Annotated in this window: 20 protein-coding genes and 1 pseudogene; 18 read left to right on the forward strand and 3 right to left on the reverse strand. The window is 64.7% G+C overall.

The features are described 5' to 3' along the window. The 3 genes and pseudogenes from AC3WL8_RS38090 to AC3WL8_RS38100 form a co-directional block, all read right to left on the reverse strand. Nucleotides 1-167, reverse strand: a pseudogene (locus AC3WL8_RS38090) (2-methylcitrate synthase); the annotation flags it as partial. A gap of 50 nt (nt 168-217) precedes the next feature. Further along, a complete protein-coding gene (locus tag AC3WL8_RS38095; RefSeq protein WP_211979979.1) occupies nt 218-1198 on the reverse strand; it encodes an HpcH/HpaI aldolase/citrate lyase family protein in 981 nt (326 codons plus the stop codon). A gap of 132 nt (nt 1199-1330) precedes the next feature. Beyond that, nucleotides 1331-2314: a malate dehydrogenase gene (locus tag AC3WL8_RS38100; RefSeq protein WP_010814614.1), complete on the reverse strand. Its 984-nt coding sequence runs from the start codon at nt 2312-2314 to the stop codon at nt 1331-1333. A 410-nt stretch (nt 2315-2724) separates the two neighbouring features. Here AC3WL8_RS38100 and AC3WL8_RS38105 point away from each other — a divergent pair, with 410 nt between their 5' ends. The 18 genes from AC3WL8_RS38105 to AC3WL8_RS38190 all read left to right on the forward strand — a co-directional run. Further along, complete coding sequence (locus AC3WL8_RS38105) at nt 2725-3606, forward strand: GntR family transcriptional regulator (RefSeq protein WP_211979978.1); 882 nt, start codon at nt 2725-2727, stop codon at nt 3604-3606. Between the two features lie 281 nt (nt 3607-3887). After that, a complete protein-coding gene (gene sdhC, locus AC3WL8_RS38110; RefSeq protein WP_010814616.1) occupies nt 3888-4298 on the forward strand; it encodes a succinate dehydrogenase, cytochrome b556 subunit in 411 nt (136 codons plus the stop codon). An 11-nt stretch (nt 4299-4309) separates the two neighbouring features. Beyond that, nucleotides 4310-4675, forward strand: a complete 366-nt coding sequence (gene sdhD, locus AC3WL8_RS38115) for a succinate dehydrogenase, hydrophobic membrane anchor protein (protein ID WP_211979977.1) — start codon at nt 4310-4312, stop codon at nt 4673-4675. A 3-nt stretch (nt 4676-4678) separates the two neighbouring features. Next, nucleotides 4679-6457: a succinate dehydrogenase flavoprotein subunit gene (gene sdhA / locus AC3WL8_RS38120; RefSeq protein ID WP_013957424.1), complete on the forward strand. Its 1779-nt coding sequence runs from the start codon at nt 4679-4681 to the stop codon at nt 6455-6457. A 34-nt stretch (nt 6458-6491) separates the two neighbouring features. After that, complete coding sequence (locus AC3WL8_RS38125; protein WP_011298473.1) at nt 6492-7193, forward strand: succinate dehydrogenase iron-sulfur subunit; 702 nt, start codon at nt 6492-6494, stop codon at nt 7191-7193. 82 nt (nt 7194-7275) lie between these two features. After that, the gene (locus AC3WL8_RS38130) at nt 7276-7563 is read left to right on the forward strand and encodes an FAD assembly factor SdhE (protein WP_013957423.1); all 288 of its coding nucleotides are present in this window, start codon (nt 7276-7278) and stop codon (nt 7561-7563) included. 43 nt (nt 7564-7606) lie between these two features. After that, nucleotides 7607-8908 (forward strand): citrate synthase, encoded by a 1302-nt coding sequence (gene gltA, locus AC3WL8_RS38135; protein ID WP_013957422.1) that lies wholly within the window; start codon nt 7607-7609, stop codon nt 8906-8908. A gap of 525 nt (nt 8909-9433) precedes the next feature. After that, nucleotides 9434-10549, forward strand: a complete 1116-nt coding sequence (locus tag AC3WL8_RS38140) for a branched-chain amino acid ABC transporter substrate-binding protein (RefSeq protein WP_211979976.1) — start codon at nt 9434-9436, stop codon at nt 10547-10549. A gap of 85 nt (nt 10550-10634) precedes the next feature. Further along, nucleotides 10635-11561, forward strand: coding sequence for a high-affinity branched-chain amino acid ABC transporter permease LivH (gene livH, locus AC3WL8_RS38145; protein ID WP_010814623.1), 927 nt, complete (start codon nt 10635-10637; stop codon nt 11559-11561). Between the two features lie 14 nt (nt 11562-11575). Then, complete coding sequence (locus AC3WL8_RS38150; RefSeq protein ID WP_013957420.1) at nt 11576-12856, forward strand: high-affinity branched-chain amino acid ABC transporter permease LivM; 1281 nt, start codon at nt 11576-11578, stop codon at nt 12854-12856. Next, nucleotides 12853-13644: a high-affinity branched-chain amino acid ABC transporter ATP-binding protein LivG gene (gene livG, locus AC3WL8_RS38155; RefSeq protein ID WP_013957419.1), complete on the forward strand. Its 792-nt coding sequence runs from the start codon at nt 12853-12855 to the stop codon at nt 13642-13644. The genes AC3WL8_RS38150 and livG overlap by 4 nt, the downstream gene beginning before the upstream one ends. Then, a complete protein-coding gene (locus tag AC3WL8_RS38160) occupies nt 13644-14345 on the forward strand; it encodes an ABC transporter ATP-binding protein (protein WP_492380101.1) in 702 nt (233 codons plus the stop codon). The genes livG and AC3WL8_RS38160 overlap by 1 nt, the downstream gene beginning before the upstream one ends. A gap of 345 nt (nt 14346-14690) precedes the next feature. Then, nucleotides 14691-16100, forward strand: coding sequence for a 3-isopropylmalate dehydratase large subunit (gene leuC / locus AC3WL8_RS38165; RefSeq protein WP_013957417.1), 1410 nt, complete (start codon nt 14691-14693; stop codon nt 16098-16100). Between the two features lie 18 nt (nt 16101-16118). Beyond that, nucleotides 16119-16769 carry a 3-isopropylmalate dehydratase small subunit gene (gene leuD, locus AC3WL8_RS38170; protein WP_211979975.1) on the forward strand — a complete coding sequence of 217 codons (651 nt, stop codon included), beginning with the start codon at nt 16119-16121 and terminating at the stop codon, nt 16767-16769. A gap of 21 nt (nt 16770-16790) precedes the next feature. Next, nucleotides 16791-17858, forward strand: coding sequence for a 3-isopropylmalate dehydrogenase (gene leuB, locus AC3WL8_RS38175; RefSeq protein WP_013957415.1), 1068 nt, complete (start codon nt 16791-16793; stop codon nt 17856-17858). 113 nt (nt 17859-17971) lie between these two features. After that, the gene (locus tag AC3WL8_RS38180) at nt 17972-18103 is read left to right on the forward strand and encodes a hypothetical protein (RefSeq protein ID WP_013957414.1); all 132 of its coding nucleotides are present in this window, start codon (nt 17972-17974) and stop codon (nt 18101-18103) included. A 90-nt stretch (nt 18104-18193) separates the two neighbouring features. Next, nucleotides 18194-19330, forward strand: a complete 1137-nt coding sequence (asd, locus tag AC3WL8_RS38185) for an aspartate-semialdehyde dehydrogenase (protein ID WP_211979974.1) — start codon at nt 18194-18196, stop codon at nt 19328-19330. 287 nt (nt 19331-19617) lie between these two features. Continuing rightward, nucleotides 19618-21027: type IV pilus assembly protein FimV (locus AC3WL8_RS38190; protein WP_492380102.1), on the forward strand; the 1410-nt coding region annotated here is incomplete at its 3' end.

A 21027-nucleotide genomic window follows, 5' to 3' on the forward strand; every position in this document is an offset into this window, starting at 1 on the left:
TAGCCGCGGTAGTGCAGGTCGTTGCCGGTGCGGCCGACGGTGCACAGCGCGGTATTGCCGGCGGTCACGCCCGACAGGGCGACGGATTTCTTGACCCGGGGCGCGGCTGGCTCGCTGCCCGTGGCGTCGGGTGCGGCGGCGGGTGCGGCGAACTTCGAGGCGGACATCCGTGTCTCCTTGGGCGCTGCCCTGATTGATTTTTGGTATGGGTATCGCTTCAGGCGAAGAACAGCGCTTCCACATTGGCCGGCAGCGGCGTGCCGGTGGCCTGCGCGCGCTGCAGCAGCGACCAGTAGTAGCGGTAGCTGGCGCGGTCGTGCAACTGGCCGTCGTGGCGGATCGGGGCCCAGTTGTTCTCGTGCGCCGCCAGCAGGATCTGGCTGGCCGCGCCGATTTCGTCGGCGCCCGGGCGGAACGCCGCCACGATCGGTGCGATCTGTCCCGGATGGATGCTCCACTTGCGCAGGTAGCCGAACTCGCTGCGCGCGCGCAGCGCATCGTCGCCGGCGCGCTGCGGCGCCTGCACGTCGGTGCTGACGTTGTGCGACGGCACCTTGCCGTGGCGGTGGCAGGCGGCAGAAATCTCCAGCATGGCGCGGCGGATCAGCGGGTGTTCGAACTGCTGCGGCGAGCGCATGGCTTCGCCCGGGATGGCGCCATGATGGGCCGAGACAAAGTCCATCAGGCCGAAGCTCAGGCATTCCACCTGCACCAGCGCGGCAATATCGAAGGCCTGTTCCAGCGCGGCGTGGGTCTCGACCAGCACATGGATCGGGATATGCCGGGCGATGCCGGCATTGCGCGCCACCTGGTTGACGTGATCGGTCACGCGCGCGACCTCGACCACGTCGGTGACCTTGGGCACCACCACATAGGCCAGGCGCGCGCCGGCTGCACGCACCAGCACGTCGACGTCTTCGCGCCAGCTCGGGTGGGCCGGGTCATGGATGCGCACGCCGACGCGGTTGTGGGCATTGAGCGGGCTGTTGACCAGCTGCGCGCACAGCTCGGCATGCTCGCGCTCACGGCCGACGGCGGCGCCGTCCTCGCAGTCGAAGGTGATGTCGAAGACCGGGCCAAGCTCTTGTTGCAGGGCAAGCGATTTGCGCATCAGCTTTTCGCTGCCCGCGTAGTGGTCACACACCGGCAACTGGACCGGGATGGCTTCGCCCTGGAACAAGACCTCGGAAGGATGCACGTTGATTCGGATAGGTTTGGGTTGACGGGGGAGAGCAGGGGCCATCGTAGCCCCTGGATATTAAAAAACCGGGGTCCGCGCTGATTCGTGAATCGTTGCGGAACCCCGGTCCTTCCTCGAGCGATCGGAGGATCAGCCCAGCAGGTGCTGCACGCCGGCCTTTTCTTCTTCCAGTTCGTTCAGGGTGATATTGATCTTTTCCTGGCTGTAGGCGTCGATCTCCAGACCCTTGACGATCTCGTACTTGCCGTTGGCGGTGGTCACCGGGTAGCCGAACATGGTGTCGGCCGGGATGCCGTACTCACCGTTCGACGGGATGCCCATGGTGACGACCTTGCCGTTGGTGCCCAGCACCCAGTCGCGCACGTGGTCGATGGCAGCGTTGGCGGCCGAAGCAGCCGACGACAGGCCACGCGCTTCGATGATGGCGGCGCCGCGCTTGCCGACGGTCGGCAGGAACACGTCGTTGTTCCACACCGGGTCGTTGATCAGGTCCTTGACGCTCTTGCCGTCGACGGTGGCATAGCGGTAGTCGGCGTACATGGTCGGGCTGTGGTTGCCCCACACGAACAGCTTCTCGATCGACGACACCGGCTTGCCGGTCTTGGCGGCGATTTGCGACAGGGCACGGTTGTGGTCCAGGCGCAGCATCGCGGTAAAGTTCTCGCGCGGCAGGTTCGGGGCCGACTTCATGGCGATGTAGGCGTTGGTGTTGGCCGGGTTGCCGACCACCAGCACCTTGACGTTGCGGCTGGCGACTTCGTCCAGCGCCTTGCCCTGCACCGTGAAGATCTGGGCATTGGCTTCGAGCAGGTCCTTGCGCTCCATGCCCTTGCTGCGCGGACGGGCGCCAACCAGCAGGGCCACGTCGGCGTCCTTGAAGGCAACCTTGGGGTCGTCGGTGATGACCACGCCGGCCAGCAGCGGGAATGCGCAGTCTTCCAGTTCCATCACCACGCCCTTGACGGCTTGCTGGGCTTGCGGGAGGTCGAGCAGTTGGAGGATGACCGGCTGGTCTTTGCCCAGCATGTCGCCATTGGCGATGCGGAACAGCAGGGAGTAGCCGATCTGGCCAGCGGCGCCGGTCACTGCGACGCGCATTGGGGCTTTAGCCATGAGTAAATCTCCAAACGATAGAAGGGGGGAAGCCGGTCGGTGGCATGCCGTTGCCGTAACAAGGGGCGCGGCGGGTCACCGGGTGCTGGTTGTCGCCACAGCGGGAAGCGGCCGTCCGCCGGAGCCAGGTGGCGGGGCCACGGGGCGGAACCGGTGAGGAGAGCCACAACGGGTCATGGTGATGCAACAAAGCGTTAGTCTACTGCGAAGCGAGGCGCCATTTCCAGACCGGAGCACTGCCGTCCGGTATCCTGGCTGCTGCTGGCGGGCCTGGGAGGGCCATCGCGGGCGTGGACCAGCGCGAGTGTAGGTCGGGCCTCTCACGATGTCAATTCATATGTCTTATATAAGACATAAGACAATTAACGTAAGGCTGGACGTATCTTGCCCTTTTGTGGTGAAATCCCGCTATGTCCTCCCTGCCTACGTCCCTGACCGGCGCAGCCGCACCCGGCGCGCCGGAATCTGGCGCCGCCACGCCTGGCGCCGGGACGCAGCCGCCTTCTTCGCCGCCCGCGCCTGTGCCGCACGCGGCCCCGCAATCTGGCCCCACCTCTGGTCTGCAGTCCGTGCCGTCGCCTACCTTCAGCCCGCTCTACCAGCAGATCAAGGCGCTGATCACGCGCAGCCTGCAATCCGGCGAATGGAAGCCCGGCGAGATGATCCCCAGCGAAATGGAGCTGGCCTCCCGCTACAAGGTCAGCCAGGGCACGGTGCGCAAGGCCATCGACGAACTCGCCGCCGAGAACCTGGTGGCGCGCCGGCAGGGCAAGGGCACCTTCGTGACCACGCACCATGAAGACGTGGTCAAGTTCCGCTTCCTGCGCCTCGTCCCCGACGAAGGCGAACCCCATTATGGCGCCAGCCGCGTGCTGGAATGCAAGCGCCTGCGCGCCCCCGCCGAAATTGCCCGGCTGCTCGACATCCGCACCGGCGACAGCGTGGTGCAGATCCGCCGCGTGCTGAATTTCTCGGGCGAGTCGACCGTGCTGGACGAAATCTGGCTGCTCGGCGCCAACTTCAAGGGCCTCACCGCTGAAAAGCTGACCGAGTGGAAGGGCCCCATGTATGCATTGTTCGAGGCCGAGTTCGGCACGCGCATGATCCGCGCCTCGGAGAAGATCCGCGCCGTGCCCGCCGATGAAACGGCGGCCGAGTTGCTGTCTGTCCCGGTAGGCTCGCCGCTGCTGTCAGTCGAGCGGGTGTCGTACACCTATGGCGACCGCCCCGTCGAAGTGCGCCGCGGCCTGTATGTGACTACGCGGCACTATTACCAGAACGACCTGAGCTGACGCCGGCGCATGGCATGATGCGCCCGCTGGCGTTGATTATTGTGGCTTTCGTCATGACGGTGCGGGCTGTTGCGCAGCGCGGGTGAAGGTTGCGCCTGATTGCCGGCGGATGTGATTAGTGTGCGATTGTCGGGCGGTACGTGTTGGTGCCTGATAGCTGAAAATTATTGGTGCAGCGCGCAACAAAGGCGCTAAAATCTCATGGATTTGCCCTAATGCATCCCGTTGCATGCAGGGCAATGGCAGTTTCGTTTTTTGTTTACCGCAAAATGGGGTCTCGCATGGCTGAAGCCGTCAAACAAGCCAGGCCGGAGTACCGGAATATCGGTATCGCGCAAATTGCGCGCTACCGGTTGCCCTGGGCCGGCAAGGTATCCATCCTGCATCGCGTGAGCGGTGCGTTGATGTTCCTCCTCCTTCCCTTCGTCCTGTATCTGTTTGAGCAGAGCATCACTTCGGAACTGAGCTTCGCAAAGTTCTCGGCGCTTCTGTCCGGCGGCTTCGTCAAGCTGGTTCTGCTGGTCCTGATCTGGGGTTATCTGCATCACTTCTGCGCGGGTATCCGTTTCCTGCTGCTGGACGTGCACGTCGGCGTTTCCAAGCCGGCCTCGGCCAAGTCTGCCATCGGCGTGCTGGTTGTGAGCCTGCTGCTTACCCTGATTTTCGGCCTGAAGCTGTTCGGCCTGTTCTGAGGAGAATCAAGGTGGCAAAAAATAATATCGGTCCCAAGCGTCTTGTCGTCGGTGCGCACTACGGCCTGAAAGACTGGCTGGCGCAGCGCGTCACGGCCGTGATCATGGTGGTCTTCACCGTGGTCCTGGCCATTGCCTTCCTGCTGTCGAACGGCGCTTCGTATGAAGCGTGGGCAGGGCTCTTCTCCAACCAGTGGATGAAGATCATCACGTTCCTGACCATCCTGTCGCTGCTGTATCACGCCTGGATCGGCGTGCGCGACATCTGGATGGACTATGTGCGTCCGATGGCCGTGCGCCTCGTGCTGCAAGTTCTTACGATTCTGTGGCTCGTCGGTTGCGCGGGCTACGCTGCTCAGATTCTCTGGAGGGTGTAATAAATGGTCGCAGTCAAGACTGGATTGCCGCGTCGCCGTTTCGACGTGGTCATCGTCGGTGCTGGCGGCGCCGGGATGCGCGCATCCCTCCAGCTCGCGGAAGCCGGCCTGAACGTGGCCGTGCTGTCCAAGGTGTTCCCGACGCGCTCGCACACGGTGGCGGCACAGGGCGGCATCGGCGCTTCGCTGGGGAACATGAGCGAAGACAACTGGCACTACCACTTCTACGACACCATCAAGGGCTCGGACTGGCTGGGTGACCAGGACGCCATCGAGTTCATGTGCCGTGAAGCCCCGAAGGTCGTGTACGAGCTCGAACACTTCGGCATGCCGTTCGACCGCAATCCCGACGGCACCATCTACCAGCGTCCGTTCGGCGGCCACACCGCCAACTACGGTGAAAAGCCGGTGCAGCGCGCCTGCGCCGCGGCTGACCGTACCGGCCACGCACTGCTGCACACGCTGTACCAGCGCAACGTGCGCGCCAAGACCCACTTCTTCGTCGAGTGGATGGCGCTGGACCTGATCCGCGACCAGGACGGCGACGTGCTGGGCGTGACCGCGCTGGAAATGGAAACCGGCGAGGTCTACATCCTCGAGGCCAAGACCACGCTGTTCGCGACCGGCGGTGCCGGCCGCATCTACGCCGCTTCCACCAACGCCTTCATCAACACCGGTGACGGCCTGGGCATGGCAGCGCGCGCAGGCGTGCCGCTGGAAGACATGGAATTCTGGCAGTTCCACCCGACCGGTGTGGCCGGCGCGGGCGTGCTGATCACCGAAGGCGTGCGCGGCGAAGGCGGTATCCTGCGCAACAAGGACGGCGAGCGCTTCATGGAGCGCTATGCCCCGACGCTGAAGGACCTGGCGCCGCGTGACTTCGTCTCGCGCTCGATGGACCAGGAAATCAAGGAAGGCCGCGGCTGCGGCCCGAACGGCGACTACGTGCTGCTCGACCTGACCCACGTCGGTGCCGAGACTATCATGAAGCGCCTGCCGTCGATCCGCGAAATCGGCATGAAGTTCGCCAACGTCGACGCGATCAAGGAACCGATCCCGGTGGTCCCGACCATCCACTACCAGATGGGCGGTATCCCGACCAACTATCACGGCCAGGTCGTGGTGCCGAAGAACGGCAACCCGAACGAAGTCCTGAACGGTTTCTACGCGATCGGCGAATGCTCGTGCGTGTCGGTGCACGGCGCCAACCGCCTGGGCACCAACTCGCTGCTCGACCTGGTGGTGTTCGGTCGCGCCGCCGGCAACCACATCATTGCGCAGAACCTGAAGCAGAAGGAACACAAGCCGCTGCCGGCCGATGCCGCCGACCTCGCGATGTCGCGCCTGGCCAAGCTGCAAGGGACGACCTCGGGCGAATACACCCAGGACGTCGCCAACGACATTCGCAAGAACATGCAGTCGCATGCGGGCGTGTTCCGTACGCAGAAGCTGATGGACGAAGGCGTCGAGCGCATCCTGGAAGTCTCCGAGCGCGCCAACAACATCCACCTGAAGGACAAGTCCAAGGTCTTCAACACCGCGCTGGTGGAAGCCCTGGAAGTGGCCAACCTGGTGGAAGTGGCCAAGGCCACCATGATCTCGGCGGCGGCTCGCAAGGAATCGCGCGGTGCCCACGCGCACAGCGACTTCCCGAATCGCGATGACCAGAACTGGCTCAAGCACACGCTGTTCTACAGCGAAGGCAACCGCCTCGACTACAAGCCGGTGAAGATGGAACCGCTGACGGTGGAAAGCGTGCCGCCGAAGGCCCGTACCTTCTGAGCACCGCATCGTAGAGATAACAGGACCCACAGAAATGAAGCGTATTTTCGAAGTCTACCGCTACGATCCGGACAAGGATGCGGCACCGCGCATGCAGACCTACGAGGTCGAGCTGGACGGTCACGAGCGCATGCTGCTGGACGCGCTGGTCAAGCTGAAGAAGCTGGACGAGACCATCTCGTTCCGCCGTTCGTGCCGCGAAGGCGTGTGCGGCTCGGACGCGATGAACATCAACGGCAAGAACGGCCTGGCCTGCCTGACCAATATGCGCGAGCTGCCGGACCGCATCGTGCTGCGTCCGCTGCCCGGCCTGCCGGTGGTGCGCGACCTGATCGTCGACATGACGAACTTCTTCAAGCAGTACAACTCGATCAAGCCGTTCCTGATCAACGACGAGCCGCCGCCTGAGAAAGAGCGCCTGCAGTCGCCGGAAGAGCGTGACGAGCTGGACGGCCTGTACGAGTGCATTCTCTGCGCCAGCTGCTCGACGTCGTGCCCGTCGTTCTGGTGGAATCCGGACAAGTTCGTCGGCCCCGCCGGCCTGCTGCAGGCTTACCGCTTCATCGCGGACAGCCGCGACCAGGCCACCAGCGAGCGTCTGGACAACCTGAACGACCCGTACCGCCTGTTCCGTTGCCACAGCATCATGAACTGCGTCGATGTGTGCCCGAAGGGTCTGAACCCGACCAAGGCCATCGGCAAAATCAAGGAGCTGATGGTCCGCCGCGCGGTCTGACCCTGCGGCTGTCTGCAGTAGTTGTAAGCGGCACGTCAGCCCGAGCGGCTATATCGGGTTGGCGTGCCGGAAGTAGGAAGCCATGACTGAGAGTCCTGCCACCACCTTCTCCCATCAGGCCGATCCGCACAAGCGCGCCCGCCTGCGCTGGCGCGCCCGCCGCGGCCTTCTGGAGAACGACATCATCGTCGAACGTTTTTTCAACCGTTACGAGGAGAGCCTGTCCGACGAGGACGTGGCTTCGCTGAGCGTGCTGTTCGAACTCAGCGACAACGAGTTGATGGACCTGCTCCTTGCGCGCAAGGAACTGGACGGTGAGCTCGACACGCCCCCGATGCAGCGAGTGATCACCCTGCTGCGTACGGTCTGAGTTTTGGTCAACATTATTATTCACAGCATTTGAAGGATCCGACATGACGCCGTCCGATGTGAAAGCCACGCTATCGTTCTCCGATGGTTCCCCCAGCGTTGAGCTGCCGATTTACACGGGTACCGTTGGCCCGGATGTAATCGACATTCGCAAGCTGTACGGACAGACCGGTAAGTTCACTTACGACCCCGGTTTCATGTCGACGGCTTCGTGCAATTCCAAGATCACCTATATCGACGGTGACAAGGGCGAGCTGCTGTACCGCGGCTACCCGATCGAGCAGCTGGCGCAGAAGTGCAACCACCTCGAAGTCTGCTACCTGCTGCTCAAGGGCGAGCTGCCCAACGCCAAGCAGAAGGATGAATTCACCGGCCACGTGATGAACCACACCATGGTTCATGAGCAGCTGCAGTTCTTCATGCGCGGTTTCCGCCGCGATGCGCACCCGATGGCCGTGCTGACGGGCCTGGTGGGTGCCATGAGCGCGTTCTACCACGACGCGATGGACATCGATGATCCGCACCAGCGCGAGATCTCGGCCATCCGCCTGATCGCCAAGATGCCGACCATGGTCGCCATGGCGTACAAGTACAACATCGGCCAGCCGTACATCTATCCGCAGAACGACCTGTCCTACTCGGGCAACTTCCTGCGCATGCTGTTCGGCACGCCGTGCGCCCCGTACACCGTGAACCCGGTGCTGGAGCGTGCGCTGGACCGCATCTTCATCCTGCACGCCGACCACGAGCAGAATGCCTCGACCTCGACCGTGCGCCTGGCCGGTTCGTCGGGCACAAACCCGTTCGCAGCCATCGCCGCCGGCGTGGCCTGCCTGTGGGGCCCGGCCCACGGCGGCGCCAACGAAGCCGCGCTGAAGATGCTGGAAGAAATCGGCAGCGTCGACAACATCAACGAGTTCATCAAGCAGGTCAAGGACAAGAACTCGGGCGTGCGCCTGATGGGCTTTGGCCACCGCGTGTACAAGAACTACGATCCGCGCGCCAAGCTGATGCGCGAAACCTGCCATGAAGTGCTGGAAGAGCTGGGCCTGCACAACGACCCGCTGTTCAAGCTGGCCATGGAACTGGAAAAGATCGCCCTGGAAGACGAGTACTTCGTCAGCCGCAAGCTGTACCCGAACGTCGACTTCTACTCGGGCATCGTCCAGCGCGCGCTGGGTATCCCGACCTCGCTGTTCACCTGCATCTTCGCGCTGGCCCGTACCCCGGGCTGGATCTCGCAGTGGGAAGAGATGATTACCGATCCGGAATACAAGATCGGTCGTCCGCGCCAGCTGTTTGTTGGCGCAGCTACCCGCGACGTGCCGGACGTTGCCAAGCGCTGATCGCTGGCTTTTCATCCGGCTGCGCAATGCAGCAATCACAAACGCCCCGGCCCGCCGGGGCGTTTGTGTTTCTGGGCCGGAGCGCCTTGTGCGTCGCAGCAGGGCAGGCAGCAGGAAATTGCCGGATAAGTGGTGAGAACGCCAATTTGCGGAGAATTGTGTCTCAGTCTGTCAATTCAGTTCCGCATTTGTTGTGCGATTTTCGCCTGCGGCAGGAAATTTGACCCTATAATGCGGGCTGCTTTGCCGACGGCAGCCGGGCCACCCTTCCGGCGTGCGGTGCGGCAAGCGGGGCAGGCGAATCGCTTGCGCAATAGAGAACGCATCAAACGTTGTCTTTCCGAACCTTGGTCCCGATATCCCAGCGGGACTGACACATGCCGGGCCCCGCATTCGCTGTCTCTTCCTTGCAGGCCCGTCTTCCGCGTCTCGGGCGTCTTTATTCGTAGTCCGCGGGTGTTGTTCGATTGCGCAGGTCACACCGTTTTTGCCCGGTTGACCCAAACATAAATCGAGGAGCTCCTGATGACGCTGTCCCGTCTTACGTCCATCTCGCTGGCCACCATGCTGGCCACCTTTGGCGTCGCTGCTAACGCCGAAACCGTGAAGATCGCCATTGCCGGCCCGATGAGTGGCTCGGTGGCGCAGTATGGCGACATGGTCAAGGCCGGTGCGCTGACCGCCATCGAACAGATCAATGCAGCTGGCGGCGCCGGCGGCAACAAGTTCGAAGTGGTGATGATGGACGACGCCTGCGAGCCGAAGCAGGCCGTGGCGGTTGCCAACAAGATCGTCAGCCAGAACATCAAGTACGTGATCGGCCACGTCTGCTCGGGTTCGACCATCCCGGCTTCGGACATCTACGAGAACGAAGGCATCGTCATGGTGACGCCGTCAGCCACCGCGCCGCAGCTGACCGAGACCAAGAAGCGCAAGTTCATCTTCCGCACCATCGGCCGCGACGACCAGCAGGGCCCGGCCGCTGCCCAGTACATCATCAGCAAGGTCAAGCCGAAGAAGGTTGCGGTGCTGCACGACAAGCAGTCGTACGGCCAGGGCATCGCCAGCTCGGTGAAGAAGGACTTGGAAGCCGCCAAGATCCCGGTGGCCGTGTTCGAAGGCATCAACGCCGGCGATTCGGATTACTCCGCCGTTATCACCAAGCTCAAGTCGCAGGGCGTGGACTTCGTCTACTTCGGCGGCTACCACCCGGAAATGGGGCTGCTGCTGCGCCAGGCGCGCGAGCAGGGCGTCAAGGCCACCTTCATGGGCCCCGAGGGCGTGGGCAACAAGGACGTGACCGCGATTGCCGGCCCGTCGTCGGAGGGCATGCTGGTGACGCTGCCGGCCGACTTCTCGGCCGATCCGGCCAACGCCGCGCTGGTGAAGGCCTTTGCCGACAAGAAGCGTGACGCCAACGGCCCGTTCCAGATGCCGGCCTATGCCGCCGTCAAGATCATTGGCGACGCCATTGCCGGCGCCAAGAGCACCGACCCGGCCAAGGTTGCGGCGTACATGCACAAGAACGCCTTCACCACCCCGATCGGCAAGGTCGAGTACGACGACAAGGGCGACCTGAAGTCCTTCAAGTTCGTGGTCTACACCTGGCACAAGGACGCCAGCAAGACGGCCGCCAACTAAGCCGGCGCTTTCCCACGCACACGCCCCGCCCGGACCCCGGGCGGGGCGTTCTGGTATCGGGCTTCAAGTTCCTGAGGCTTCCCCAATGAATGAATTCCTTCCACAGTTCACCCAGCAGCTGGTCAATGGCCTGACGCTGGGTGCGATCTATGCGCTGATCGCCATCGGCTACACAATGGTCTACGGCATCATCGGCATGATCAATTTCGCGCACGGCGAGATTTACATGATCGGTGCCTATGTCGGCCTGGTCACGCTCACCGCGATCGGCGCCCAGGCAGGCTACCCCCTGCCGCTGGTGCTGGGCGCCGCCTTGCTGGTCTCGGTGCTGGTCACCGGGGTGTACGGCTATGCGGTCGAGCGGGTGGCATACCGGCCCTTGCGGGGCGGACCGCGGCTGGTGCCGCTGATCTCGGCCATCGGCATGTCGATCTTCCTGCAGAACTATGTCCAGATCGGGCAGGGCGCGCGCGACGTGTCCGTGCCGGTGCTGATCTCGGGCGCCATCGAGTTCCAGATGGGCAGCGACTTCACCGTGACGGTGCCGTACTCGCGCCTGCTGATCGTCGGCGTGACGCTGGTGCTGATGATCGCGCTGACGCTGTTTATCGGCCGTTCGCGCATGGGCCGTGCCTGCCGCGCCTGCGCCGAAGACATGCGCATGGCCAACCTGCTGGGCATCGATACCAACAAGGTGATTTCCTTCACCTTCGTGCTGGGTGCGATGCTGGCGGCGGTGGGCGGCGTGCTGATCGGCCTGACCATCGGCAAGCTCAATCCCTTTATCGGCTTTATCGCCGGCATCAAGGCCTTTACCGCGGCGGTGCTGGGCGGCATCGGCAGCATCCCGGGCGCGATGCTCGGCGGCGTGCTGCTGGGCCTGGCGGAGACCTTCGCCTCGGGCTATATGCCGGCCGAGTACAAGGACGTGGTTGCGTTCAGCCTGCTGGTGCTGGTGCTGCTGTTCCGTCCGACCGGGCTGCTGGGCAAGCCTGATGTCGAAAAGGTCTGAGGGAGGACGAGACCATGACCAACAAAATTAGCGCGATGCCCGCGGGGCAAGCCGCCCGCGCGGCCGCACCCGGGCAATCGCTGAAGAACGCGATCTTCGCGGCCGTGATGACGGCCATCCTCACCATTCCCATCCTGGGCCTGCAGCTCAAGCTGGAAGGCTACAAGGTCGTGCTCGAGCCGCACTGGCGGCCGGTGTGGATCGCCGTGGCGGCGGTGTTCCTGTTCCAGTTGTTCAAGCCGCTGCTGTCGCGTGCCGGCAGCGCCGTGCGCCTGCCGTCGGTGCCGCAACTCGGGGCGCGCCAGCAGCGCGTGGCGGTGTGGGTGCTGCTCGCGATCGGGCTGGTGTGGCCGTTCTTTGGCTCGCGCGGCGCGGTCGACGTGGCCACGCTGGCGCTGATCTACGTGATCCTGGGGCTGGGCCTGAATATCGTGGTGGGCTATGCCGGCCTGCTCGACCTGGGCTATGTCGGCTTCTACGCGATCGGCGGCTATAGCTATGCGCTGCTGAACCAGTACTTCGGGCTGGGCTTCTGGGAATGCCTGCCGATCGCCGCGGCAATGTCGGCGACCTTCGGCTTTATCCTTGGCTTCCCGGTGCTGCGGTTGCGAGGAGACTATCTGGCGATCGTGACGCTGGGCTTCGGCGAGATCATCCGCCTGCTGGCCAACAACCTGACCAGCCTGACCGGCGGCCCGGACGGCGTCTCGGGCATCCCGAAGCCGACCGTGTTCGGCATCGAAATGGCGCGCAGTGCGAGCGTGGAGGGCACCAGGACTTTCCATGACCTGATCGGCCTGGACTACAGCGGCCAGCACATGGTGATCTTCCTGTACCTGCTGGCGCTGCTGCTGGTTGGCTTCACGCTGTTCGTCACCAGCCGCCTGATCCGCATGCCGATGGGCCGCGCCTGGGAAGCGCTGCGTGACGACGAGATCGCGTGCCGTTCGCTGGGCATGAACCCGACCCGCATCAAGCTGTCGGCGTTCACGCTGGGCGCATCGTTCGCCGGCATCGGCGGCGCGTTCTTCGCGGCGCGCCAGGGGCTGGTCAATCCGGAATCGTTCACCTTTATCGAGTCGGCGCTGATCCTCGCCGTGGTGGTGCTGGGCGGCATGGGCTCGCAGCTGGGCGTGATCCTGGCGGCGATCCTGCTGACGGTGCTGCCCGAAGTGGCGCGCGGCTTCGCCGAATACCGCATGCTGATCTTCGGCCTGGTGATGGTGCTGATGATGATGTGGCGTCCGCAGGGCCTGCTGCCCGCGAGCCGTCCCCACGTGGAGTTGCCGCGATGACCAATGTGCAACAAGCGGTGCAAGCAGCCGAGCTGCTGAAAGTCTCCGGCCTGCAGATGCGCTTCGGCGGCTTGCTGGCCGTCGATGGCATCGATTTCGATGTTCGCAAGGATGAGGTCTTCGCCATCATCGGCCCCAACGGCGCCGGCAAGACCACGGTGTTCAACTGCGTGGGCGGCTTCTACAAGCCGACCGCGGGCGATGTCACGCTCGACGGCCGCGACATTGCCGGCCTGCCCAGCCACAAGGTGGCGCGCCAGGGCCTGGTGCGGACCTTCCAGAATATCCGCCTGTTCAAGTCGCTGACAGTGGTGGAAAACCTGCTGGTCGCGCAGCACCTGCAGGTGCAGTCCGGCATCCTGCGAGGCCTGTTCGCCACGCCGGCCTACCGGCGCGCCGAGCGCGAGGCGCTGGAGCGCGCCGCGGTCTGGCTGGAGCGCATGGGCCTGACCAAGGTCGCCAACCGCGAGGCCGGCACGCTGTCGTACGGCCACCAGCGCCGGCTGGAGATCGCGCGCTGCATGATCACCAAGCCGCGCCTGCTGATGCTGGACGAGCCCGCCGCCGGCCTGAACCCGCAGGAGAAGATCGAGCTGCAGCAGCTGATCGACCAGCTGCGGCGCGAGTTCGGCATCTCGGTGCTGCTGATCGAGCACGACATGAGCCTGGTGATGGGCGTGTCCGACCGCATCCTGGTGATGGAGCACGGCAAGCCGATCGTGATTGGCAAGCCGGAGCAAGTGCGCAACGACCCGCGCGTGATCAAGGCCTACCTGGGAGAGGACTGATGCTGAAGCTGGAACAGGTCCATACCCACTACGGCGCCGTCGAGGCGCTGTCGGGCGTATCGATCGAAGTCAACAAGGGGGAGATCGTCACCCTGATCGGCAGCAACGGCGCCGGCAAGACGACGCTGATGATGACCGTATGCGGCACGCCGCGCGCGTCCAGCGGGCGCGTGACGTTCGAAGGGCAGGACATCACCAACCGGTCCACACACGAGATCATGCGGATGGGCATGGCGATCTCGCCCGAGGGCCGGCGCGTGTTTCCGAGCCTGACGGTGCTGGAGAACCTGAAGATGGGCGCTTTTTTCGCCAGGCGCGACGAGATCGAGGCGGGCATCGAACACGTCTTCAAGCTGTTCCCGCGCCTGAACCAGCGCGCCAGCCAGCGCGCCGGCACCATGTCGGGCGGCGAGCAGCAGATGCTGGCGATCGGCCGCGCGCTGATGAGCCGGCCGCGCCTGCTGCTGCTGGACGAGCCCACGCTTGGGCTGGCGCCGCTGATCATCGCGCAGATCTTCGACATCATTCGCACCATTCGTGACGAAGGCGTCACTGTGTTCCTGGTCGAGCAGAACGCCAACAAGGCGCTGCAGGTGGCGGACCGCGGCTATGTGCTTGAAACCGGCAAGGTGGTGCTGGCCGATACCGGCGCCAACCTGCTGGCCAACGACCGGATCAAGGCCGCCTACCTGGGCGGCTGATCCTGAGAGGCCGCCGCCTCAGCCGCCCCCCCAGGCGGGGCGGCGGCCTTTTCCTTTTCGCCATCCGCGAAATCCCCCTTTCGCCAATCACATTACATCGCAGCCGCCGCCCGGGCCGGACAGGGGGCTGAGTGCCGCACCCCCTGTGGCATAATCGATTGCCAAGTCAAGCATTGCCGCAACGCTTGAAATAACGCTCGCTTCAGGCGGCTTCCGGCGCGATCATCGCTATTGCCCCCCGTGTTCGCTACCGCGAACGAAGCGAACAAAAACCCCTGCAAACTACTGCGCGGTCACCGCGGACTTCTCCTGCAAAGGGTTGGTCCTCCGGCCCGCCATCGCATCATGGCCAAGACGCTCTACGACAAACTCTGGGATGACCACACCGTCCACGTCGAGGAAGACGGCACCACGCTGCTCTATATCGACCGCCACCTGCTGCATGAAGTGACCAGCCCGCAGGCGTTTGAAGGGCTGAAGCTGGCGGAGCGTCCGGTATGGCGCATCAGCGCCAACCTGGCCGTGTCGGACCACAACGTGCCGACCACCGACCGCAGCCAGGGCATTGCCGATCCGGTGTCGAAGCTGCAGGTCGACACGCTGGACGCGAACTGCGACAGCTTTGGCATCACCCAGTTCAAGATGAACGACCACCGCCAGGGCATCGTGCACGTGATCGGGCCGGAGCAGGGCGCCACGCTGCCGGGCATGACGGTGGTGTGCGGCGACTCGCATACCAGCACGCACGGCGCTTTCGGCGCGCTGGCGCACGGCATCGGCACCTCGGAAGTGGAGCACGTGCTGGCCACGCAGACGCTGCTGGGCAAGAAGGCCAGGAACATGCTGGTCAAGGTGGAAGGCAAGCTGCCGCGCGGCTGCACCGCTAAGGACATCGTGCTGGCCGTGATCGGCAAGATCGGCACCGCGGGCGGCACCGGCTACACCATCGAGTTCGCCGGCTCGGCCATCCGCGACCTGACCATGGAAGGCCGCATGACGGTCTGCAACATGGCTATCGAAGCCGGTGCGCGCGCCGGCCTGGTGGCGGTGGACGACGTCACGCTCGAATACGTGAAGGGCCGCCCCTACGCGCCGCAGGGCGTGGAGTGGGAGCAGGCCGTGGCCTACTGGCGCACGCTGCATTCGGATGCCGGTGCCAAGTTCGACCAGGTGGTCGAGCTGCGCGCTGAAGACGTCCGTCCGCAGGTGACCTGGGGCACCTCGCCGGAAATGGTGATCAGCATCGAAGACCGCGTGCCGGATCCCGAGAAGGAAAAGGACCCGAACAAGCGCAACGCGATGGAGCGCGCGCTGGAGTACATGGGTCTGCAGCCCAACGTGCCGGTCGAGAGCATCAATATCGACAAGGTCTTCATCGGTTCCTGCACCAACAGCCGCATCGAAGACATGCGCGCCGCTGCGTGGGTGGTGCAGAAGCTGGGCCGCAAGGTTGCTGCCAACGTGAAGCTGGCGATGGTGGTACCGGGTTCGGGCCTGGTCAAGGAACAGGCCGAGCGCGAAGGCCTGGACAAGATCTTCAAGGCCGCCGGCTTTGAGTGGCGCGAGCCGGGCTGCTCGATGTGCCTGGCGATGAATGCCGACCGCCTCGATCCGGGCGAGCGTTGCGCCTCGACTTCGAACCGCAACTTCGAAGGCCGCCAGGGCGCGGGCGGGCGCACGCATCTGGTGAGCCCGGCGATGGCAGCGGCCGCCGCCATCGAAGGCCATTTCGTCGATATCCGCAAGCTGGGCTGAGGAAGTAAGGAAAGAGACATGGACAAGTTCACCGTACACAACGGCCTCGTGGCGCCGCTCGACCGCGAAAACGTCGACACCGACGCCATCATCCCGAAGCAGTTCCTGAAGTCGATCCAGCGCACCGGCTTCGGCCCCAACCTGTTCGACGAGTGGCGCTACAAGGACGTCGGCCAGCCCGGCATGGACAACAGCAAGCGTCCGCTGAACCCGGACTTCGTGCTGAACCAGCCGCGCTACCAGGGCGCATCGATCCTGCTGGCCCGCCGCAACTTCGGCTGCGGCAGCTCGCGCGAGCATGCGCCGTGGGCGCTGACGCAATATGGCTTCCGCGCCGTGATCGCGCCCAGCTTTGCCGACATCTTCTTCAACAACTGCTACAAGAACGGCCTGCTGCCGGTGGTGCTGACCGAACAGCAGGTCGATCACCTCTTCAACGAGACCAACGCCTTCAACGGCTATAAGCTGACCATCGACCTGGACAAGCAGGTGGTGCTGACGACGGGCGGCCAGGCGTATGAGTTCGACATCGCCCCGTTCCGCAAGTACTGCATGCTGAACGGCTTCGACGATATCGGCCTGACCCTGCGCCACGCCGACAAGATCAAGGCCTATGAGGCCGAGCGCGTGGCGAAGATGCCGTGGCTGAACAACCGCCTGGTCGGATAAGACTCAAGAGGAAAGACAACAATGAAGATCGCAGTCCTGCCGGGTGACGGTATTGGTCCTGAAATCATCGCGGAGGCCGTCAAGGTCCTGAACGCGCTCGACGAGAAGTTCGAACTGGAAACCGCCCCGGTGGGCGGCGCCGGCTACGAGGCCGAAGGCCATCCGCTGCCGGAGAACACCCTGAAGCTGGCCAAGGAAGCCGACGCCATCCTGTTCGGCGCCGTCGGCGACTGGAAGTACGACAGCCTGGAGCGCCCGCTGCGTCCGGAGCAGGCCATCCTGGGCCTGCGCAAGCACCTGCAGCTGTTCGCCAATTTCCGTCCGGCGATCTGCTATCCGGAACTGACCGGCGCCTCCAGCCTGAAGCCCGAGCTGGTGGCCGGCCTGGACATCCTGATCGTGCGCGAACTGAACGGCGACATCTACTTCGGCCAGCCGCGCGGCGTGCGCGAAGCGCCGGATGGCCTGTTCAAGGGCGCGCGCGAAGGCTTCGACACCATGCGTTACAGCGAGCCGGAAATCCGTCGCATCGCGCACGTGGCGTTCCAGGCCGCGGCCAAGCGCGGCAAGAAGCTGTGCAGCGTCGACAAGGCCAACGTGCTCGAGACCTTCCAGTTCTGGAAGGACATCGTGATCGAGGTGCACAAGGAGTACCCGGAGGTCGAGCTGTCGCACATGTACGTCGACAACGCGGCCATGCAGCTGGTCAAGGCGCCCAAAAGCTTCGACGTGATCGTCACCGGCAATATGTTCGGCGACATCCTGTCGGATGAGGCCGCCATGCTGACCGGCTCCATCGGCATGCTGCCGTCGGCGTCGCTGGATGCCAACAACAAGGGCCTGTACGAGCCGTCGCACGGCTCGGCGCCGGACATCGCCGGCAAGGGCGTGGCCAATCCGCTGGCCACCATCCTGTCGGCGGCGATGATGCTGCGCTACTCGCTGAACCGCGCCGAGCAGGCCGACCGCATCGAGAACGCCGTCAAGAAGGTGCTGGCCCAGGGCTACCGCACCGGCGACATCCTGACGCCGGGTTGCAAGCAGGTCGGCACCCGCGAGATGGGCGACGCGGTGCTGGCGGCACTGTAAGTCACACCGGAAGGGGGCGGTGCGCAGGTAGTGCCCCCTTTGTCTGATTTGTCCCCTTTATTTCCCGTATCTGCACGCTGCGGCAGCGCCGCAAAATCGTGTAGACTCTGACGATGGCCCGATTTTCCCAGTCCACCCTGACTGCTGTTGCTGCCCTGACCGCTACCCGCGGCCCGGTCGGCACGATTTCGCTCGGCCAGACCGCAACGACGATTAAAACCATTATTAAAACCGCGATCGCCTAGATCCGTTCGTCGTGCCTGCCCGTCTTCCCCGCGCAGCCACGCCGGGCGAGGAAAATGGCGGGGAAGTAAAAATCACATCCGAGGTAAATCATGATTGTAGGTCTCGTCGGTTGGCGGGGAATGGTCGGCAGCGTCCTGATGCAGCGCATGCAGGAAGAGCGTGATTTCGACCATATCGAGCCCGTCTTCTTCAGCACGTCCAATGCCGGCGGCAAGGCGCCCGCCATGGCGAAGAACGAAACCACGCTGAAAGATGCCAATGACATCGAAGCGCTGAAGAAGTGCGACGTGGTCGTGACTGCCCAGGGCGGCGACTACACCAACGAGGTTTTCCCCAAGCTGCGCGCGGCCGGCTGGAAGGGCTACTGGATCGACGCGGCGTCCTCGCTGCGCATGAAGGACGATGCCATCATCGTGCTGGATCCGGTCAACCAGGGCGTGATCAAGGACGCGCTGTCCAAGGGCGTGAAGAATTTCATCGGCGGCAACTGCACGGTCAGCTGCATGCTGATGGGCCTGGGCGGCCTGTTCGAGGCCGACCTGATCGAGTGGATGACCTCGATGACGTACCAGGCCGCATCGGGCGGCGGCGCGCAGCATATGCGCGAGCTGCTGACCCAGTTCGGCACCCTGAACGCCTCGGTCAAGCCGCTGCTGGACAACCCGGCCTCGGCCATCCTGGAAATCGACCGCACCATCCTGACGACTCAGCATGGCCTGTCCGCCGAAGAAACCAAGCAGTTCGGCGTGCCGCTGGCCGGCAACCTGATCCCCTGGATCGACAAGGACCTGGGCAACGGCCAGTCCAAGGAAGAATGGAAGGGGGGCGCCGAGACCAACAAGATCCTGGGCCGCGGCGAGGGCTTCCTGGGTGCGACCGGCGCCACGCCGATCGCCGTGGACGGCCTGTGCGTGCGCATCGGCGCCATGCGCTGCCACTCGCAGGCGCTGACCATCAAGCTGCGCAAGGATGTGCCGCTCGATGAGATCGAAGGCATGCTCGCCGCCCACAACCCGTGGGCCAAGGTGGTGCCGAATACGCGTGAGGCCAGCATGACCGACCTGACGCCCGCTGCCGTGACCGGCACGCTGACCATCCCAGTCGGCCGCCTGCGCAAGATGCAGATGGGCGGCGAGTACCTGTCGGCCTTCACCGTGGGTGACCAGCTGCTGTGGGGCGCGGCCGAGCCGCTGCGCCGCATGCTGCGTATCCTGATCGAGTCCTGATCCGGGGCCCCCGCCTGTTGCCTGGTTGCGTCCGTTGCAGCCAGGCAACAGAATGCACCGCTTTGCCGACAACGCCGCGCCCATGCGCGGCGTTGTTGTATCCGGGCGCCTATTTCCCCGGGCGATGCGTCACAATACGCCGGCATGCGCCTCGCGCCGGCAGTTGCCGGCGCCGCTCGCGCGGGCTGGCAAAGGGGCCGTTCAGAATGTCCCGCCAGCCGGGCGGACCTGGTTTATGGGGTCGGTTTGTCGATTTATATCGCTACTAAAACATAACGGAGCACAAGGTGAGTGTGAGCCAACATCGCCGGAAAGATGCGCCTACTGCCCGTCAGCGCTGGTCAACGCTGGCCGTCACGGCACTGGGCCTGCTGCTTGCGCAGCCGGCCGCATATGCCGCGGGGTTCGGGCAATTGCGGGTTCAGTCGAATCTGGGGCAGCCGCTGCAGGCTGAGATCGACATCAGTGGGGTCAGTGCCGAAGAGGCCGCCGGGCTCAATGTCAAGCTGGCGTCGCCAGCGGCGTATGCCGCGGCCGGGCTGACCTACCTGCCGGCTGTCAGCAGCCTGCGGCTGGAGGTGGAGCGCCGCCCGAACGGCAGCTATGTGGCCCGGGTCCGCTCCAGCCAGCCGATCAGCGAGCCCTTTGTCGACATCCTGGTCGACATGAGCTGGGCCAGCGGCAAGGTCTCGCGCGCCTATACCTTCTTGCTTGACCCTGCCGGGGCCAAGCCTTCGAACCAGACCTTCTCGCCGGCGACGGTGATGCAGGCGGCGACGCCGGATGCGCCTCCCGTAGCGGCACCGGCACCTGCCGCCGCGCCGGAGCCTGCGCCGGCCCAGGTAGCTGCGCCCGCCGCGGCCGCCGAGGCAGTCAAGCCAGCCGCGCCCGCGCGCCCGGCCCGCCAGAGCGCAAAGCGGGCACCGGCGCAGGCCGCCAGTGGCAGCACCGAGATGGCGCCCGGCGGCGGCTACACCGTGCAGCGCGGCGACACGCTATACGCCATCGCCGGCGAAGCCGTGCAAGGCCAGGAATCGGTCTCGCTGGACCAGATGCTGGTGGCGCTCTACCGCAACAATCCCAACGCCTTTATCGGCGGCAACATGAACCGGCTGCGCAGCGGTGCGGTGCTGCAGGTCCCGACCCAGCAGCAGGCGCAGGCCGTCGCACCCAAGGCCGCCCGCCGCGAGGTGGTGGCGCGCACGCAGGGCTTCAATGCCTACCGCAGCCGGCTGGCCAGCGCTGCCGCGGCCAAGTCGGTCGAGCCCGACAGCGGCCGCCAGCAGTCCGGCAACGTGACCGCCCGGGTGCAGGAGCAGGCCGCCCCGACCGACGGCCCGCGTGATGAACTGAAGCTCAGCAAGGCCGCGCGTGGCGCGCAGGCCGACGCCGCGGCCAAGGCCGAAGCCGGCGTCGCGCGCGAGCGTGAGCTCAAGGAGGCGCAAGCCCGCCTCGCGCAGCTGGAAAAGAACGTCGGCGACATGCAGAAGCTGCTCGAGCTGAAGAACGCCGAGATCGCCAAGCTGAGCCAGGCCAACCAGACGGTGCTGGCCGAGAAGGAAAAGGCTGAAGCCGCGGCCAAGGCCGCGGCGGCGGCGCCGACCGTGGTGGCGGCCCAGCCGCCGAAGGCCGATGCCGTGGCCCCGGCGCCGGTTGCGGCCGCCGCGACGGCTGCCGCAACCGCAGCAACCGCAGCC

The sequence above is a fragment of the Cupriavidus sp. FW305-F7 genome, from assembly GCF_058782875.1.

Bases quoted from the DNA above. Each gene is read 5' to 3' on its own strand.
- AC3WL8_RS38100 (WP_010814614.1), bottom strand. From the start codon at position 2,314: ATGGCTAAAGCCCCAATGCGCGTCGCAGTGACCGGCGCCGCTGGCCAG.
- AC3WL8_RS38105 (WP_211979978.1), top strand. From the start codon at position 2,725: ATGTCCTCCCTGCCTACGTCCCTGACCGGCGCAGCCGCACCCGGCGCG.
- sdhC (WP_010814616.1), top strand. From the start codon at position 3,888: ATGGCTGAAGCCGTCAAACAAGCCAGGCCGGAGTACCGGAATATCGGT.
- sdhA (WP_013957424.1), top strand. From the start codon at position 4,679: ATGGTCGCAGTCAAGACTGGATTGCCGCGTCGCCGTTTCGACGTGGTC.
- AC3WL8_RS38125 (WP_011298473.1), top strand. From the start codon at position 6,492: ATGAAGCGTATTTTCGAAGTCTACCGCTACGATCCGGACAAGGATGCG.
- AC3WL8_RS38130 (WP_013957423.1), top strand. From the start codon at position 7,276: ATGACTGAGAGTCCTGCCACCACCTTCTCCCATCAGGCCGATCCGCAC.
- gltA (WP_013957422.1), top strand. From the start codon at position 7,607: ATGACGCCGTCCGATGTGAAAGCCACGCTATCGTTCTCCGATGGTTCC.
- AC3WL8_RS38140 (WP_211979976.1), top strand. From the start codon at position 9,434: ATGACGCTGTCCCGTCTTACGTCCATCTCGCTGGCCACCATGCTGGCC.
- livH (WP_010814623.1), top strand. From the start codon at position 10,635: ATGAATGAATTCCTTCCACAGTTCACCCAGCAGCTGGTCAATGGCCTG.
- AC3WL8_RS38150 (WP_013957420.1), top strand. From the start codon at position 11,576: ATGACCAACAAAATTAGCGCGATGCCCGCGGGGCAAGCCGCCCGCGCG.
- livG (WP_013957419.1), top strand. From the start codon at position 12,853: ATGACCAATGTGCAACAAGCGGTGCAAGCAGCCGAGCTGCTGAAAGTC.
- AC3WL8_RS38160 (WP_492380101.1), top strand. From the start codon at position 13,644: ATGCTGAAGCTGGAACAGGTCCATACCCACTACGGCGCCGTCGAGGCG.
- leuC (WP_013957417.1), top strand. From the start codon at position 14,691: ATGGCCAAGACGCTCTACGACAAACTCTGGGATGACCACACCGTCCAC.
- leuD (WP_211979975.1), top strand. From the start codon at position 16,119: ATGGACAAGTTCACCGTACACAACGGCCTCGTGGCGCCGCTCGACCGC.
- leuB (WP_013957415.1), top strand. From the start codon at position 16,791: ATGAAGATCGCAGTCCTGCCGGGTGACGGTATTGGTCCTGAAATCATC.
- AC3WL8_RS38180 (WP_013957414.1), top strand. From the start codon at position 17,972: ATGGCCCGATTTTCCCAGTCCACCCTGACTGCTGTTGCTGCCCTGACC.
- asd (WP_211979974.1), top strand. From the start codon at position 18,194: ATGATTGTAGGTCTCGTCGGTTGGCGGGGAATGGTCGGCAGCGTCCTG.